This is a genomic window from Mesorhizobium sp. M0768 (assembly GCF_040320195.1).
Taxonomy (GTDB): Bacteria; Pseudomonadota; Alphaproteobacteria; order Rhizobiales; family Rhizobiaceae; genus Mesorhizobium.
Genome location: NZ_JAMYPD010000001.1, coordinates 59002 through 74433 on the forward strand (window position 1 = coordinate 59002; position 15432 = coordinate 74433).

A 15432-nucleotide genomic window follows, 5' to 3' on the forward strand; every position below is an offset into this window, starting at 1 on the left:
TGCGATATCATGCATGAATGGACCGCGATCTGCTTAGCCACCTACCTGTAATCGTTGCCGTCGCGCGGCGTGGCGGCTTCGCGCCGGCAGCCGCCGAGCTCGGCATGAGCCCGTCAGCGGTTAGCCATGCGGTTCGGCTGGTAGAGGAGCGAATCGGCCAGCCGTTGTTTGCCCGCACCACGCGCAGCGTCTCGCTGACCGAGGCTGGCACCGCGCTTGTCGCTGCGGCGGAGCCGGCGCTGGAAGACATTGCCGACCGGATCGAACGTATCCGCTCTGTCAAAGGCCGGGCAAGCGGACTGCTCAGGATCAACGCGCCGCGTTTGGCGCTGCCTCTGGCGCTCATGCCCCTCCTGACGGCGATGGCGGAACGTTACCCTGACGTGACGGTGGAGATCGTCACCGACGAACGTCTGAGCGATATCGTCGGCGAGGGTTTCGACGCCGGCATCCGGCTGGGCGAGATGATCGCCGAGGATATGGTGACGGTGCGACTGACAGGGCCTTTCCGCAGCATCATCGTTGCCTCGCCGGCCTATGTCGGCCGGCGCGGGCGGCCATGGGCGTTGGCCGATCTCGCCGCGCACAACTGCATCGGCTATCGGCTGTTGCGATCACGTGCGCTCTATCACTGGGATCTATCCGATCAGGGCAAGGATATCAGCGTCGAGACACGCGGCAGCGTGGTCGTCAGCGATCCGCTGTCGGCAAGGGAAATGGCGCTTGCCGGTATCGGCCTCGCCTATCTGTTCGAGCCGCTTGTCAAGCCTGACATCGAGGCAGGCCGGCTGGTCGAAGTCCTTGGCGAGGCATCGATCGAGGAACCGGGACTGTTCCTCTATTTCCCGCGCCGCGCCGCGATGGCCCCGAAGCTCCGCGCCTTCATCGACACCGTGCAAGAAATCGGCTGGGCATCCTCGCGGATACCCGGCCGAAAAAAGCCTTTCAAACGAATAGTTACTTCTTGACCGCTGCCGCGACTTCCGCCGCGAAATCGGTCTCTTCCTTCTCGATACCCTCACCGAGCGCGAAGCGCAGATAGGCAGCGATTTTGGCTGGCGCGCCAATTTCGCTCTCGGCATCCTTCAGCGCCTTCTCGACGGTAATGTCGGGATTGAGCACGAAAGCCTGCTTGAGCAGCACGACCTCTTCATAGAACTTGCGCAAACGGCCTTCGACCATCTTCTCGATGATCGCTTCCGGCTTGCCGGACTGGCGCGCCTGGTCGGCGAAGATCGCCTTCTCGCGTTCCACTGCGGCCGGATCGAGCTCTTCGGTGGTCAGGGCCATCGGATTGGTGGCAGCGACATGCATGGCAACCTGACGGGCGAAGGCGTTGGCGGCATGCGCGTTGCCTGTCGTCTCGATGGCCACCAGCACGCCGAGCTTGCCAAGGCCGTCGGCGACCGCATTGTGAACGTAGGTTGCGACAGCGCCGTGCTCGACCGTGAGCTTGGCCGAGCGGCGGAAGCCCAGATTCTCACCGATGGTGCCGACAGCGTCCTTGATGGTCTCGGCGACCGATTTGCCCGATCCCGGATAGGGAGCGGCGGCAACGGCCTCGGTCTTGCCGCCATAGGCAAGCGCGACCTTCGCGACATTGGCGACGATCTCCTGGAACGCAGCATTGCGGGCAACGAAGTCCGTCTCGGAATTGACCTCGACGATCGCTGCCTCGCGGACGCCGGAATCTACGCCGATCAGGCCTTCGGCAGCGGTACGGCCAGCCTTCTTGTCGGCCTTGGAAATGCCCTTCTTGCGCAGCCAGTCGATGGCTTCTTCCATATTGCCGTTGGTCTCGTTCAACGCCGCCTTGCAGTCCATCATGCCCGCGCCGGTCAAGTCGCGGAGTTCTTTGACCTGTGCAGCCGAAATGCTCATTGTCGCCTCTTTGTCTAAATGCACTGACGCACCATCGATTTTCGATGATGCGCCTGGTGCTGGTAGCGCTTACCGCGCCAACATATTGGAAAGATGAAGGCCGCAGCCGGCCTTCGCTACTATGCTTCCGGGGTCTGGGCTGCCGGGCTCTCGGCGGCCGGGGTCTGATCGAGCGCCGGCTCGACCGGAGCCTCGACCGATGCGCCGATATCGACACCGAGCGCGCCCTGCTGACGGGCGATGCCGTCGATAGCTGCCTTGGCGATCAAATCGCAATACAGCTGGATGGCGCGGGCCGCGTCGTCATTGCCGGGGATCGGGAAGTCGATCTTGTCCGGGTCGCAGTTGGAATCGATGATGGCAACGACCGGGATGCCGAGACGCTTGGCCTCGAGAATGGCGATCGCTTCCTTGTTGGTGTCGATCACGAACATCAAATCGGGCGTCGAACCCATATCCTTGATGCCGCCCAGCGCCTTGTCGAGCTTCTCACGCTCGCGGTCGAGGTTGAGGCGCTCTTTCTTGGTCAGGCCCTGAGCCTCGCCGGCCAGCATTTCGTCGAGCTTGCGCAGGCGCTGGATGGAATTCGAGATCGTCTTCCAGTTGGTCAGCATGCCGCCGAGCCAACGCGAGTTGACATAGTACTGGGCCGAGCGCTGCGCGGCATCGGCGACGATGTCGGAGGCCTGGCGCTTGGTGCCGACGAACAGCACGCGGCCGCCCTTGGCAACAGTGTCGGAAACCTGCTTCAGCGCCTGGTGCAGCAAAGGCACCGTCTGCGAGAGGTCGATGATGTGTATGTTGTTGCGGGCGCCGTAGATATAGGGCGCCATTTTCGGGTTCCAGCGGTGGGTCTGGTGGCCGAAGTGAATGCCAGCTTCCAATAGCTGGCGCATGCTGAAATCAGGCAGAGCCATTCTTATTTCCTTTCCGGTTAGCCTCCACGGACACAGGCATTTTTGGACTTTGTCCTCGAACGCCACCGGAGGTTTCAGCCGGATTTCTCCCGGGCAGACACCAAAGTCCGTGTGTGGAATGAGCGCGCATATAGAGGGGAAGCGCGACAAACGCAAGCGTTGTGGCATCTTGTGGTTCAGCGCGCGGCGATCAGCGCACCAGTGTCATCCCCGCATCTTCCCCTTCGGCACCCGCACACGCCGGAAAACGGCGACGATCTCCTCGCGGCTGCACTCGATGGCGCCTAACCGCACTGCGCGGTCGCGCTCGAACCCGGTTATGTCATAGTGCGGTGCCGATGTCTTCGGCGGTCCTTGGTAGGACGCGCGCTTGATGCCGAGCTGCCCGGCAAAGCGATGCAGCTCGTCGGTGTCGTCTGCCAGCAGATGACACCAGCGGTGGCCGACCCATTTCCAGATCGCCGCATCGACATAGACCGCCACAGGCTTGCCGCACTCCTTCATCTTGCGCCGACCAACACACCGCTAACGATGATAGAAGGGATTGGCATAGAAAATGAAGCCGCCGCCAGCCTTGAGTTGCGTCATCGTCTTGGTGACGGTCTCCTGCATCCGGTCGTGCAGTTCGGCGAGTGCCTCCTCGACGGAGCCTTGATAGGCGTGCAAGCCTAGCGGCTCCGGTACCCGGACATAGGCGCGGCGTGGGCCTGCCGGCTGCGGCACGAAACGGTTGATCGTATCGCGCAGCGTACCCTTGCAATAATCGTTGCGGATCCGCTTCAAATGTTCGGCGATCTCCTCCTGCGTGATGCGCGGGTTGGCTGAGGCCCACCGCCCGACACGCTGCACGCGCTGGATCGCATCTGCCAGCGTTCGGACCTGCTTCTGGCTTCCGCTGCCATCCGTGCTTTCCCGCAGCCAGCGCCGCGAACGGCGCAAAAGGTCGGCATTGTCGAGCGTGCCGGCGTCGACCGAGACAAGTTCGGCAAGGCGACGGCCGAGTTCGGTCAGCAGGTCCTTTTGACGTGCGTCATACGAAGCCCGCTCATCGGACCGCAGGCCATATGCAGCCTCATCGCGAGACAGCAACGTCGCATAGATATGATGGATGCGCTCCGGCAGCGAATCGGCGGCACGGCGTTCGATTTTCAGGCTGTGCTCGACATAGGCGCATTCCTTTGCCAGCGCTGCCTCGACATTCCCCGTGAAAGCAAGCTTCCAGATCACGGGCGCGATCCAAACCTTGAAATCCGGATCCGTCAGGCGGCCGCGCTTCAACGCCTCGAACCCCATTTCGACCGCGCCCGGCAGCAGCGGGGCAATGATGTTGGCATGCCAGCCGACACCGCCTTCGGGATGCAGGAGCACGCCGTGCCCCGTCAGCGCCCAGACCACCGAATGTTCCTTGGCGGCCGCGCTGTTGCCCGGGATTTGCGCGATCAGATTGTTGGCCAACCAGAATTTCTGCATCAGCCGGCCAAGCCCGTTGACGACGCCGTGCGTGGCCCAGGATGCCGCCAGCGGGCTTACCCGCGAGACGACCTCCTTGTCGATCATCCAGTCGGTAAAGAATTCGGGATGGTTGGGCGTGATGAACGTCGCCTTGCCCGCGCCGCAACAAGCCTTCAGCCTTTGCCGGTCATCCTCTGGAAAATCGATGTGGCGGACATTGGCGATGCCGCGCAAACCAGCCAGACGGTTGAATGGCAACAGGTCGCGAAACCCCGGAATGCCGTGCAGCATGACAATCCGGTTGACGAATGTCATAGCGTTGATCAGCGTCGCATTGGGCCGCGGCGCCACAAAAACGTTGATCCTGCTCAACCTGCTCCCCCGCGGCGCATACCGTCATAAGACGTTGATAGGCAATTGCGGCATGCTCAAGTCGATGCGACTTGCCCCGCAAGATTAAGCGCTACTATCCCGGATAGCGGCCGGCGGCTTGCCGTTCACTCGAGCTTATTTAGACGGGCAGGTCTTAGGCTGATCGAACAGCGACAGATTGACCAATTTGCCGGTCATCGAGAATTCGCCATAGTCCATGACGAGATCGCGCGTGATGCCGTTCTTGTGCAGCTTGAAGCTGATCCGGTATTCCGGCACCTCCTCGCCGCCTTTGTCGGCATCATCGAAATAGGCGATGTCGACCGGCCAGTATTTGTCGGTGGCGAGCTTGGCCAGCGCCGGCGCTTCCGGATCGGCATTGTCGGCATCGGCTTGCTTGCCGACGACGACGGTGGTGGTCACCACCTTGTTGGCATCCTCAGAGCCGTCGAACAGGTTGGTTTCATAGAAACGCTCGCCCTTTTCCGCCTTGCCGATCATTTCGACCATTTGCTGGGTCGGGAACTGGGTCGGCGCGAGTTCCAGGCTGTTCTTCTCGGGCTTGTCGATATCGACCTTGAGACCGTTGGCTTCCTTCGTTGCGGTACCCTTGACCTCCTTGTCGAGGTTCTGGTCGACAAAGGACTTGTTGACGAAGGAGAAGGTCTTGCCCTCGGCATCCTCGAAGGTGGTCATCTGCTGGTCGGTCAGCCTGGTGTTGTCGCTGGTTACGATCTGGGTCACCAAACGGAACTTTACCGTATAGCCCTCGCAAGGCGAGCCGTTGAACTCATAGACCATGCGGCCGGTGATGCCGGTGATGCCGGAACGGTCTGAGGCCTTGTCGAGTGAAATGTCGTAAACAGCACGATGCGCCTGCAGCGCAGGCACGGCAAAAGCGGGAGCCGCCCAGGAAGCCGCTGTCAAGAGAACGGCGTTGAATGCAAGGCGCGTTGCGCGCATGGGGTGCTCCGATCATCGCGGCTAGTGGCAAGCCGCATGGAAAGATGGTCCAGCTTAAAAAAAGTCGTGGCGGAAGCGAGGCAAAAATAGCAATTTCGGCCCGGCCTGCGCGGCACCTTCAAGCAATAGGGAAATAGCATGAGCGAAACAATCGAAAAGCGGCTAAGCGATCTCGGCGTGACGCTGCCGGCCGCCGCCGCGCCCGCCGCCAATTACGTGCCCTATTGCCGGACCGGCAATCTGCTGTTCACCGCCGGGCAGTTGCCGCTCAAGGAGGGCAAGCTCCAGGCGAGCGGACTGCTTGGCCGCGATGTCGACACCGCGACCGGCAAGGAAGCCGCAAAATACTGTGCGATCAACATATTGGCCCAGGCTCAGGCGGCACTTGGCGATCTCGAGAAAATCCGTCGCTTGGTGAAGATCACCGTCTTCGTCGCCTCGGCACCGGATTTTGTCGAACAGCATCTGGTTGCCAACGGCGCCTCGGATTTTCTCGCCGCCGTGCTCGGCGATCGTGGCAAGCACGCTCGCTCCGCCGTCGGCACCGCCTCCCTGCCGCTTAATGCCGCAGTGGAAATCGAAGCGATCTTCGAAGTCGAATGACCGGGACTGCAACCATGACCGATCTTTCCTGGCTGACCGCCCGGCCCGTCGCCCATCGCGGCCTCCACGACATGAACAAGACGCGCTGGGAGAACACCCTTTCCGCCTTCGCTGCGGCGGCCGAGCGCGGCTACGCGATCGAATGCGATGTGCACCTGTCATCCGACGGCGTCCCCGTCATCATCCACGATGGCGATCTGCGGCGGCTGACCGGCGAGGACGGCTTCGTCTGGCAGCGTACGGCTGCAGAGATCACGGCGCTGAAGGTCGGCGGCACCGCCGACCATTTGCCGACGCTGCAGCAGGCGCTTGATCTGGTCGACGGCCGTGTGCCGATGGTTGTCGAACTGAAAGGTGCTGCCGGGCATGACGAAGGCCTGGTCGAAAGCGTCGGCAAGATGCTCAAGCATTACAAGGGCAAGACCGCGATCATGTCGTTCGACCATTGGCTGATCCGCGAGTTCCCGAAATATGCACCCGGCATACCCGGCGGGTTGACCGCCTACGGCAACGACAACCACCTGATCGAGGCGCATTTCGCCATGCTGGCGCATGACATCGCCTTCACCTCCTACGCTGCCGGCGACCTGCCGAACCGGTTCGTCTCCTTCGTGCGAGAGAGACTCGGTATGCCGGTGATCACCTGGACCGTGCACGACCAGCCTGCCGTCGACCTGACCTTCAAATATGCCGACCAGATGACGTTCGAAGGATTCGAGCCCGATCTGGTACGGCTTGCCTGAGCGGGCTTGTATGGGTCCGCAGCGAGCTTAAGTAAGCCTCATGGATCAAGGGGACGACTGTGAAAGACAAACGGCGAATGCGGAGCTGTCGATCCGCATCGCCGCGGGCATCGGCGCTTTTACCAGCGCTGAATGGGACAGCCTCGGCGGCACTACACGCGGCGATGCAGAATACGGCTACAACCCGCTTGTCTCATTCGCTTTTTTGAGCGCGCTGGAAGATTCCGGCTGCGCTGTTCGGCGCACAGGCTGGCAAGGCCATCACCTCAGGCTGGAAACCGCGCGAGGCATGTTGCTCGGAGCGGTCCCCTGCTATCTGAAGTCGCACAGCCAGGGCGAATATGTCTTCGACCATGGCTGGTCGGACGCGTTCGAACGCGCCGGCGGGCGCTACTATCCGAAGCTGCAATGCGCGGTGCCGTTCACACCCGTCACCGGCCCTCGCCTGCTGGTCGGCAGGGGCGAGGACATCCCCACCGTCAAGGCCGGTCTTGCGACCGGCCTGAAGGCGGTGACGGATAAGCTCGGCGTGTCTTCCGCGCATGTTACTTTCGCGCCGGAGGACGACGTCCAGGTATTGGCGGCGGCCGGCTTCCTGCATCGCACCGACCAGCAGTTTCACTTCTTCAACGAAGGCTTTTCGAGCTACAACGATTTTCTCACAACGTTAGCCTCGCGCAAGCGCAAGGCAATGAAGAAAGAGCGGCGCGAGGCCCTCGCCGACGGCATCTCGATCGACTGGCTGACCGGCAAGGATCTGACCGAAAAGGCCTGGGACGACTTTTTCGCGTTCTACATGGATACCGGCAGCAGGAAATGGGGCCGGCCCTACCTCAACCGCGATTTCTTCTCACTGATCGGCGAACGCATGGCCGACGACATCCTGCTGGTCATGGCCAAACGCAGCGGGCGCTACATTGCAGGTGCCATCAACTTCATCGGTTCAGACGCGCTCTACGGCCGCAATTGGGGCTGCATCGAGGACCACCCGTTCCTGCATTTCGAGGTCTGCTACCATCAGGCGATCGATTTCGCCATCTCGCGCAAGCTGAAGGTGGTTGAAGCCGGTGCGCAGGGCGAGCACAAGCTGGCGCGCGGCTACCGGCCCGTGACGATGCATTCGGCGCACTACATCGCCCATCCAGGTCTGCGCAATGCAGTGGCCGACTACCTCCAGCGCGAGCGGCGCGAAGTCGAGCGGATGAGCGAATATCTGGAAGAGCACACCCCGTTCCGCAAGGACATGGCGGAGTAGAGTAGCGAGCCCCAATCGCTCAGCCGAGCGGGCCGGCACGGCCGATGTCGACCGATCGTCTTGCCCGCCCGGAACAGCTTCGCTACACGAGACAGCGAGCCAAGAACCGGAGCGCGCGCCATGGCCGAAGCAACCTATGACAGCAGCAACATCTTCGCCAAAATCCTGCGCGGAGAAATCCCTTCGCACCGCGTCTACGAGGATGACGCGGTCATTGTCTTCATGGATGTGATGCCGCAAGGACAGGGTCACACGCTGGTGGTGCCGAAAGCGCCGTCGCGCAACTTGCTTGACGCGGATCCGGCGGTGCTTGGCCCGCTCTTCGCTCACGTCCAGAAAGTTGCGCGGGCCGTAAAGAAGGCCTTCGATGCCGATGGCGTCACGGTTATGCAGTTCAACGAACCAGCTTCGGGGCAGACTATCTTTCACCTTCACGTCCATGTCATTCCGCGCTTCGAGGGCATTCCCCTGAAACCGCACAGCGGACAGATGGAAAAGCCTGAAGTCCTGGCCGAAAACGCCGGCAAGATACGGATGGCGCTGGCAAGCTGAACCGGTGCAACCGCTCTGGCGGGCGCCGGGCGGTTAACCGGAAGGTGTCATAAAAAAAGCCCCGGTGCCGGGGCTTTTTTTGACTTGTGGATTCGTCAGTTCTTACGCGGCAGTTGCGGCACAAGGCTGCGCTTGCCACCATCCTTGCCTTTCGGCTCCGGCTTCGGCGCCACCGCCTTTTTCGCGGCGGGCTTCTTCGCCACGGCCTTCTTGGCCTTCGGCACGTCGTCCGGCTCTTCCTTCTTCGGCTTCACCGGCGCCTCGTCGGCGAGCGATTCGAGCTTCAGGCCGGTCTCGCCGGTTTCCTTCTTCTCGACGGTGACACGTACCGTGCCGCCCTTCTTGAGCTTGCCGAACAGCACCTCGTCGGCCAGCGGCTTCTTGATGTGCTCCTGGATGACACGGCCAAGCGGCCGGGCGCCCATGCGCTCGTCATAGCCCTTGTCGGCCAGCCATGCGATCGCCTCCTGCGACAGGTCGAATGTCACGCCGCGCTCGGAAAGCTGCGCTTCCAGCTGCATGACGAACTTCTGCACCACCTGATGGATGACCGGCACCGGCAGCGAGCCGAACGGAATGATCGCATCGAGACGGTTGCGGAACTCCGGCGTGAACAGCCGGTTGATCGCTTCGACATCGTCGCCTTCGCGCTTGGTCGAACCGAAACCGATGGCCGCGCGCTGCGCATCGGACGCGCCCGCATTGGTGGTCATGATCAGGATGACATTGCGGAAGTCGATCTGCTTGCCGTTATGGTCGGTCAGCTTGCCGTGGTCCATGACCTGCAACAGGATGTTGAACAGGTCCGGATGCGCCTTCTCGACTTCGTCCAGCAACAGCACGCAATGCGGATGCTGGTCGACGCCGTCGGTCAGAAGGCCGCCCTGGTCGAACCCGACATAGCCGGGAGGGGCACCGATCAGCCGCGAAACGGTGTGGCGTTCCATATACTCCGACATGTCGAAGCGGATCAGCTCCACGCCGAGCGACGCGGCGAGTTGCTTGGCCACTTCCGTCTTGCCGACACCGGTCGGACCCGAGAACAGGTACGAGCCGATCGGCTTTTCCGGTTCCCGCAGGCCGGCCCGCGCCAGCTTGATGGCCGAAGTCAGCGCGGTGATCGCGGTGTCCTGGCCGTAGACGACGCGCTTCAACTCGATGTCGAGGCCTTGCAGCACCTTCTCGTCGTCGGCGGAAACCGTCTTCGGCGGGATACGCGCCATCGTGGCGATCGTCGCTTCGATCTCCTTGATACCGATGGTCTTCTTGCGCTTGGCTTCCGGCACGAGCATCTGCGAGGCGCCGGTCTCGTCGATGACGTCGATCGCCTTGTCCGGCAGCTTGCGGTCGTTGATGTAACGCGCCGAGAGCTCGACTGAAGCCTTGATCGCCTCGCTCGTGTAGCGGACCTTGTGGAACTCCTCGAAATAGGGCTTGAGGCCCTTCATGATCTCGATGGCGTCCTCGACAGTCGGCTCGTTGACGTCGATCTTCTGGAAGCGCCGCACCAGCGCGCGGTCCTTCTCGAAGAACTGGCGGAACTCCTTGTAGGTGGTCGAGCCGATGCAGCGGATCGCGCCCGAAGACAGCGCCGGCTTCAACAGGTTCGACGCATCCATGGCCCCGCCGGAGGTGGCCCCTGCCCCGATCACGGTGTGGATTTCGTCGATGAACAGCACGGCGCCGGGATAATCCTCGAGCTCCTTGACGACCTGCTTCAGCCGCTCCTCGAAATCGCCGCGATAGCGGGTGCCGGCCAGCAACGTGCCCATGTCGAGCGCGAAGATGGTGGCATTGTGCAGCACTTCGGGAACGTCGCCCTCGACGATGCGCTTGGCGAGGCCTTCGGCGATTGCCGTCTTGCCGACGCCAGGATCACCGACATAGAGCGGGTTGTTCTTGGAGCGGCGGCACAGCACCTGGATGGTCCGGTTGATCTCGCTCTCGCGACCGATCAATGGATCGATCTTGCCGGCCTTGGCCTTGTTGTTCAGGTTGACGCAATAGGCAGTCAGCGCGTCCTGCTGCTGCTTCTTCTTGCCGCCTTCCTCTTGCGGCTCGGCTCCGCTCTGGCTGCCTTGCTCGTCGTCGGCGCCGCGCGGCGTCCGCGTCTCGGAAGCGCCGGGGCGCTTGGCGATGCCATGCGAGATGTAGTTGACCGCGTCGTAGCGGGTCATCTGCTGTTCCTGCAGGAAGTAAGCGGCGTGGCTTTCGCGCTCGGCGAAGATGGCGACGAGCACGTTGGCGCCGGACACTTCCTCGCGGCCTGACGACTGCACATGGATCACCGCGCGCTGGATGACGCGCTGGAAACCGGCAGTCGGCTTGGAATCTTCATCGTAGCCGGTGACGAGGTTGTCGAGCTCGGTGTCGATATAGGTGAGGACCGTATGCTTCAACTCGTCGAGATCGACGTTGCAGGCACGCATGACAGCGGCCGCCTCGGTGTCGTCGATCAGGGCGAGCAGCAAATGTTCAAGGGTTGCATATTCATGGTGCCGCTCATTGGCGAGCGTCAGCGCTTGGTGAAGCGCCTTTTCCAGGCCTTGGGAGAAAGCCGGCATGTTACCTCACTTCTTCTCCATCACGCATTGCAGCGGATGCTGATTCTGTCGGGCGAAATCCATGACCTGAGACACTTTGGTCTCGGCCACCTCGAATGTATAGACCCCGCACTCGCCCACCCCATGATTGTGAACATGAAGCATTATGCGTGTGGCGGCTTCGCGGTCCTTCTGGAAAAAGCGCTCCAGCACGTGGACCACGAATTCCATGGGTGTGTAGTCGTCGTTAAGAATGAGGACCCGATACAGACTGGGCTTCTTGGTCTTGGTTTTTGTGCGCGTGATGACGGCCGTGCCGCGACCGGCCTCATTGCCGTTGCTGCCGTTCTGCATTCGCACCACGTAGCTCGTGGCAGTCAAACCTATAGTCACGTAGTCCTGCCTCTTTCGAATCCTCATGCATGCTCGACATGTAGGTGTTCGATGGACGATTTTAAGCCCTTCTGTTTAGCTGACAATATGGCTAGGTGGCCAAACTTGACCGATTTTTCAAATCGTGAAGACCGCAGGCCCCCGATTTCGAGCTGGCATGAAAAAACCCGGCCGCGCGTTCGCGACCGGGTCTGTCTTTGCAAGCCCAAGGGCCGGCTCGGAATGTTCGTCGAATTTACTTCGCCTTGGCGACGATCGATTCGAACGGCTTGTAAGCTTCCTTGGCGAGTTCGGCATAGAGATCGCCAAGCTTGGTGGCCTCGGTGACGAAGCTCTCATAGGACTGCTTGGCATAGTCGGACTGGATATCGATCGCCTTGTCCAGCGACTTGGCGGAAAAGAGCTTCTCGACAGCGGCGCTACCGGCTTCGAAGCTTTTCTTGGTGTACTCACCGGCCTCGGCGGCGATAGCCTGCGCCCCCTTGGACAGCGAGGCGAAGCTCTTCAATCCGGTGTCCGCAAATTCCTTGCCGTATTTGCTGAAATCTTCATAGGTCTGGGTCATTTCACGCATTCCCTTGAACGGTTGCCTTGGACGATAGACGCGGCTTGTCCGGGCCGCGTTGTGCAATGCGTGTAAATATATTGTGCAGTGCACAAAAGTCAAGATTCCCGCGGCAATGCGGATCGTGAGCTGCCGGCATTCGCTAAGATTCGAATAAAGAGAAGCTCAATCCCACAGAAAATGGTGAACGCGGCGGTTACCATAAACGGATTGGTAACGCTGCCTGCGTTAGCGTGGCCGGAGGTGAGGCAGGACCCTTTGCCGCCTCCAAGGCAACGGAAATTCAAAGGAACTATCAGTGCGTAAGGCGTTGTCGGGCTTCGTTTCCAAATCCGTGTCCCCCTTCAAAACGATCATGATCCTCGCCATGGCGATGAGCTTCGTCGTCGCGGACGCGGCTTCATCCATGGCGGCCAAGTCGGCGGCCATCGTCATCGATGCCAAGACCGGCAAGGTGCTTTATTCGTCGGATGCCGATGGCCGGCGCTATCCGGCTTCGCTTACCAAGATGATGACGCTCTATCTGACGTTCGAGGCGTTGGCGAAGGGCAGGATCAGCAAGAATTCCCCGGTCGTGTTCTCGGCCAATGCCGCTGCCGAACCGCCGACGAAGCTCGGCGTCAAGCGGGGCGGCTCGGTCACGGTCGAGACCGCGATCCTGTCGATGGTGACCAAATCGGCAAACGATTCCGCAACGGCGCTTGGCGAGACGCTCGGCGGCAACGAAGCCAATTTCGCCCGCATGATGACCGCCAAGGCGCGGGCGCTGGGCATGAGGGGAACCGTTTTCCGCAACGCCAACGGCTTGCCTGATCCCGGCCAGTTCACGACCGCGCGCGACATGGCGATGCTCGGCATCGCCCTGAGAGAGCATTTCCCGCAATATTACGGCTATTTCTCGCAGCGCTCCTTTCTTTACGGGCGGCAGCGCATCAACGGCCACAATCGTCTGCTCGGACGCATCAAGGGCGTCGACGGCATCAAGACCGGTTACACCCGCGCCTCCGGTTACAATCTGGTCTCCTCGGTCTCGGATGGCGATCGGCGCATCGTAGCGGTGGTCATGGGCGGCAGGTCCGGAGGCAGCCGCGACAGCCAGATGGCCGGGTTGATCAATGCCTACATGCCGCAGGCGTCGTCGCGCGGGGGCGGGCTGCTGATTGCCAAGGCCGGCGGCGGCAATCCGATTTCAGCTTTGGCCAAGGTGCTTCTACCGAAGCATGACGCGCCGACACCGGACAGCAAGCCGGACGACGATGCCGTTGCCTCTCTTGTCGAGGAAAATGCGCCCGTCGTCGAAGAGACCGCTCCGGTCGTTCAGGCCAAGAGGGTCAAGACGACGGCTGTGTCGACGGTGGACGACGTGGCGACAGCCCGGGTCGCCGCAGCCTATGCCGAACCGGCGGCAGAGGTCGATCCGGTCAGCACGGCGTCGGTGCCATCCGGCTGGGCAATACAGGTCGCCTCTTCGCCAAAACAGGCCGAAGCGAAGGCTTTCCTCGACAAGGCGACGAAGCAGGCGCCCTCCGCTCTGACCGATGCCTCCGGTTTCACCGTCGCCTTCGACAAGGACGGTGTCACCTACTACCGCGCCCGGTTCGGTGGTTTCGGTTCGAAGACGGCTGCCTGGAAAGCCTGCAACGCTTTGAAAAAGAAGAAGATCGAGTGCTACGCCGTCCAGCAGTAAGCGGCGCGAAACGATATCTGTCCCGAAGTTCTTGCGTCGAAGGAGACTAGTTGTGATTGGAGAGCAAGACGTCCTTGGCTTCATTGATCCGCGCCGCCAGGAAAGACGTGCCACCGATATCGGGGTGCAGGCGCTGCATCAGGCGGCGGTGCGCCTTGCGGACATCCGCCGCGGCAGCCCCCGCTTCAAGACCAAGGATCTTGTAGGCCTCCTCCTTAGTCATGGCGCCAGAACCTGGCGCAACACCCAGCCCTTCGCCACCATTCGCATCAGCGTCTTTGCGCCAGATGGGAAATCGGCCGTCAAGATACGTCTCTAGCAATTGGCGGCTCTCCGGATCGCCGGAGAGTTCGCGATAGAGTTGCTGCAATTCGGCAAGCCCCATCGAGCCAAGCATCTTGCCTTCATGGCGCCCGGCCAGCACAAGGCCTTCGAGGCCGCCGGTATCGTGATCGAGTTCCATCTCAAGCGCCGCCGTACGAACTGTCGAACGCTTGCCTGCCGCCAGTTTGGCGGCCGGCCGATTCATGCGCATGGAGCCGTACCAGGCGAGCGCAGCCGACAGGATCAAGCCCCCGATGCCCTCGCGCCCGACCAGCAGCACGGCGACGCCGACCAGCCCGAGCAGCACAGGTCCAAGCGTCCTCATGCCGCCTGCAAGCTTCGCCGGATCGGCGCGCAGGAAGATGGTGAGCATGCCGAGAAACACCAGAAGCAATGCTACGAAAGCGATAATCGCGCCCATCAGTTTCCGCCGCCCCGCATATGCTCGATCATCAGTCGGTCCTCCGGCCTGCCCCGGGCCTCCAGTGCCTTCAGCCCGCCGGTCGCAAACACGGCGACAGACGAAAGCAGGCCGGCCAACGTCGCGGCAGCCCGCCGATCGAACCGGAACCAGGCCCCTTTCGACAGCCGCGCAATTTCCTTGAACGCCTTTTCCGCAGCGGCATCATGGCCCTCCTGAAAGACGAAGACAGGAACGCCGTGCAGACCGAGGCTGCCGGCCTTTTCAGCCAGATCATCTATGTTTTCTTCCATCGCGTCGCCGATATAGACCAGCGCGTTGACCTTGGCCGCCGCCGTCTGTTTCAGCGCGTGGGCGAGCACCTTGCCGATCTGGGTATGGCCGCTGCGGCAGTTGATGCGCGTCATCAGCTGTTTCAGAGCTGCGGTATCGGTGACGAATGCGGATGAGCGGCACTCGCCAAGGCCGCGAAAATAGACAAGTTGAACCTTGAGCGCCCCGGCCTTGCCGACGGCGTCGAACATCTCGGCCTGCAGCGCACAGGCGAGATCCCAGGTCGGCTGGCGGCTCATTGTCGCGTCGAGGGACAGGATCAGCCTGCCTGAACCGGTGGCGGATGCAGCGAGCGTCCTTGCCTGACGGAGAAACGCGTCGATCTCGCCGGTGCTCGATTGAGACTCGACCGGCGCAGGATTGGCCCTTGCAGGCACGGGCTGCTTCTTGTCGCTCATGACATTCAAGATGTGGCGTTGTTCCCCGGC

At 61.6% G+C, this 15432-nt stretch carries 16 protein-coding genes; 6 read left to right on the top strand and 10 right to left on the bottom strand.

Features of this window, described 5'->3' with window-relative positions:
• Positions 1-17: 17 nt before the first annotated feature.
• Positions 18-968, top strand: coding sequence for a LysR family transcriptional regulator (locus NKI08_RS00280; RefSeq protein ID WP_352766610.1), 951 nt, complete (start codon positions 18-20; stop codon positions 966-968).
• On the opposite strand, the gene tsf is transcribed toward NKI08_RS00280, so the two are convergent.
• The 5 genes from tsf to NKI08_RS00305 form a co-directional block, all read right to left on the bottom strand.
• Entirely contained in the window at positions 958-1881 is a 924-nt protein-coding gene (gene tsf, locus NKI08_RS00285; protein ID WP_352471655.1) for a translation elongation factor Ts, read from the bottom strand. The genes NKI08_RS00280 and tsf overlap by 11 nt on opposite strands.
• Before the next feature lie 119 nt (positions 1882-2000).
• Positions 2001-2798, bottom strand: coding sequence for a 30S ribosomal protein S2 (rpsB, locus tag NKI08_RS00290; protein ID WP_031211288.1), 798 nt, complete (start codon positions 2796-2798; stop codon positions 2001-2003).
• Positions 2799-3002: 204 nt separating this feature from the next.
• On the bottom strand, positions 3003-3281 hold the full coding sequence (locus NKI08_RS00295; protein ID WP_352682960.1) for a DUF4031 domain-containing protein: 279 nt from the start codon (positions 3279-3281) through the stop codon (positions 3003-3005).
• A gap of 42 nt (positions 3282-3323) precedes the next feature.
• Complete coding sequence (locus tag NKI08_RS00300; protein WP_352766612.1) at positions 3324-4622, bottom strand: lysophospholipid acyltransferase family protein; 1299 nt, start codon at positions 4620-4622, stop codon at positions 3324-3326.
• A 135-nt stretch (positions 4623-4757) separates the two neighbouring features.
• Entirely contained in the window at positions 4758-5585 is an 828-nt protein-coding gene (locus NKI08_RS00305; protein WP_023674927.1) for a cell envelope integrity EipB family protein, read from the bottom strand.
• A 138-nt stretch (positions 5586-5723) separates the two neighbouring features.
• On the opposite strand from NKI08_RS00305, the gene NKI08_RS00310 reads away from it, so the two are divergent.
• From NKI08_RS00310 to NKI08_RS00325, 4 genes are all read left to right on the top strand, one after another.
• Positions 5724-6188, top strand: a complete 465-nt coding sequence (locus NKI08_RS00310) for a RidA family protein (RefSeq protein WP_352448812.1) — start codon at positions 5724-5726, stop codon at positions 6186-6188.
• A 14-nt stretch (positions 6189-6202) separates the two neighbouring features.
• Positions 6203-6931 carry a glycerophosphodiester phosphodiesterase gene (locus NKI08_RS00315; RefSeq protein ID WP_023674925.1) on the top strand — a complete coding sequence of 243 codons (729 nt, stop codon included), beginning with the start codon at positions 6203-6205 and terminating at the stop codon, positions 6929-6931.
• Positions 6932-6971: 40 nt separating this feature from the next.
• Entirely contained in the window at positions 6972-8186 is a 1215-nt protein-coding gene (locus NKI08_RS00320; protein WP_352766614.1) for a GNAT family N-acetyltransferase, read from the top strand.
• A 120-nt stretch (positions 8187-8306) separates the two neighbouring features.
• A complete protein-coding gene (locus NKI08_RS00325) occupies positions 8307-8738 on the top strand; it encodes an HIT family protein (RefSeq protein ID WP_352502384.1) in 432 nt (143 codons plus the stop codon).
• Positions 8739-8833: 95 nt separating this feature from the next.
• Here NKI08_RS00325 and clpA read toward each other — a convergent pair whose 3' ends face one another.
• From clpA to NKI08_RS00340, 3 genes are all read right to left on the bottom strand, one after another.
• Positions 8834-11302, bottom strand: coding sequence for an ATP-dependent Clp protease ATP-binding subunit ClpA (gene clpA / locus NKI08_RS00330; protein WP_352613749.1), 2469 nt, complete (start codon positions 11300-11302; stop codon positions 8834-8836).
• Positions 11303-11308: 6 nt separating this feature from the next.
• Positions 11309-11635 (bottom strand): ATP-dependent Clp protease adapter ClpS, encoded by a 327-nt coding sequence (gene clpS / locus NKI08_RS00335; RefSeq protein ID WP_023717744.1) that lies wholly within the window; start codon positions 11633-11635, stop codon positions 11309-11311.
• A gap of 274 nt (positions 11636-11909) precedes the next feature.
• Positions 11910-12239 carry a phasin family protein gene (locus NKI08_RS00340; protein ID WP_352471661.1) on the bottom strand — a complete coding sequence of 110 codons (330 nt, stop codon included), beginning with the start codon at positions 12237-12239 and terminating at the stop codon, positions 11910-11912.
• 298 nt (positions 12240-12537) lie between these two features.
• Here NKI08_RS00340 and NKI08_RS00345 point away from each other — a divergent pair, with 298 nt between their 5' ends.
• Positions 12538-13926 (top strand): SPOR domain-containing protein, encoded by a 1389-nt coding sequence (locus tag NKI08_RS00345; protein WP_352682819.1) that lies wholly within the window; start codon positions 12538-12540, stop codon positions 13924-13926.
• 46 nt (positions 13927-13972) lie between these two features.
• On the opposite strand, the gene NKI08_RS00350 is transcribed toward NKI08_RS00345, so the two are convergent.
• Both NKI08_RS00350 and NKI08_RS00355 read right to left on the bottom strand, forming a co-directional pair.
• Complete coding sequence (locus NKI08_RS00350) at positions 13973-14671, bottom strand: DnaJ domain-containing protein (protein ID WP_352448805.1); 699 nt, start codon at positions 14669-14671, stop codon at positions 13973-13975.
• The gene (locus NKI08_RS00355; RefSeq protein WP_352471664.1) at positions 14671-15402 is read right to left on the bottom strand and encodes a vWA domain-containing protein; all 732 of its coding nucleotides are present in this window, start codon (positions 15400-15402) and stop codon (positions 14671-14673) included. The genes NKI08_RS00350 and NKI08_RS00355 overlap by 1 nt, the downstream gene beginning before the upstream one ends.
• Positions 15403-15432: the final 30 nt, after the last annotated feature.

What these genes read in the sequence shown, in the direction of transcription:
- NKI08_RS00280 (WP_352766610.1), top strand. Translation starts at nt 18, where the DNA reads ATGGACCGCGATCTGCTTAGCCACCTACCTGTAATCGTTGCCGTCGCG.
- tsf (WP_352471655.1), bottom strand. Translation starts at nt 1,881, where the DNA reads ATGAGCATTTCGGCTGCACAGGTCAAAGAACTCCGCGACTTGACCGGC.
- rpsB (WP_031211288.1), bottom strand. Translation starts at nt 2,798, where the DNA reads ATGGCTCTGCCTGATTTCAGCATGCGCCAGCTATTGGAAGCTGGCATT.
- NKI08_RS00305 (WP_023674927.1), bottom strand. Translation starts at nt 5,585, where the DNA reads ATGCGCGCAACGCGCCTTGCATTCAACGCCGTTCTCTTGACAGCGGCT.
- NKI08_RS00310 (WP_352448812.1), top strand. Translation starts at nt 5,724, where the DNA reads ATGAGCGAAACAATCGAAAAGCGGCTAAGCGATCTCGGCGTGACGCTG.
- NKI08_RS00315 (WP_023674925.1), top strand. Translation starts at nt 6,203, where the DNA reads ATGACCGATCTTTCCTGGCTGACCGCCCGGCCCGTCGCCCATCGCGGC.
- NKI08_RS00320 (WP_352766614.1), top strand. Translation starts at nt 6,972, where the DNA reads ATGGATCAAGGGGACGACTGTGAAAGACAAACGGCGAATGCGGAGCTG.
- NKI08_RS00325 (WP_352502384.1), top strand. Translation starts at nt 8,307, where the DNA reads ATGGCCGAAGCAACCTATGACAGCAGCAACATCTTCGCCAAAATCCTG.
- clpA (WP_352613749.1), bottom strand. Translation starts at nt 11,302, where the DNA reads ATGCCGGCTTTCTCCCAAGGCCTGGAAAAGGCGCTTCACCAAGCGCTG.
- clpS (WP_023717744.1), bottom strand. Translation starts at nt 11,635, where the DNA reads ATGCAGAACGGCAGCAACGGCAATGAGGCCGGTCGCGGCACGGCCGTC.
- NKI08_RS00340 (WP_352471661.1), bottom strand. Translation starts at nt 12,239, where the DNA reads ATGACCCAGACCTATGAAGATTTCAGCAAATACGGCAAGGAATTTGCG.
- NKI08_RS00350 (WP_352448805.1), bottom strand. Translation starts at nt 14,671, where the DNA reads ATGGGCGCGATTATCGCTTTCGTAGCATTGCTTCTGGTGTTTCTCGGC.
- NKI08_RS00355 (WP_352471664.1), bottom strand. Translation starts at nt 15,402, where the DNA reads ATGAGCGACAAGAAGCAGCCCGTGCCTGCAAGGGCCAATCCTGCGCCG.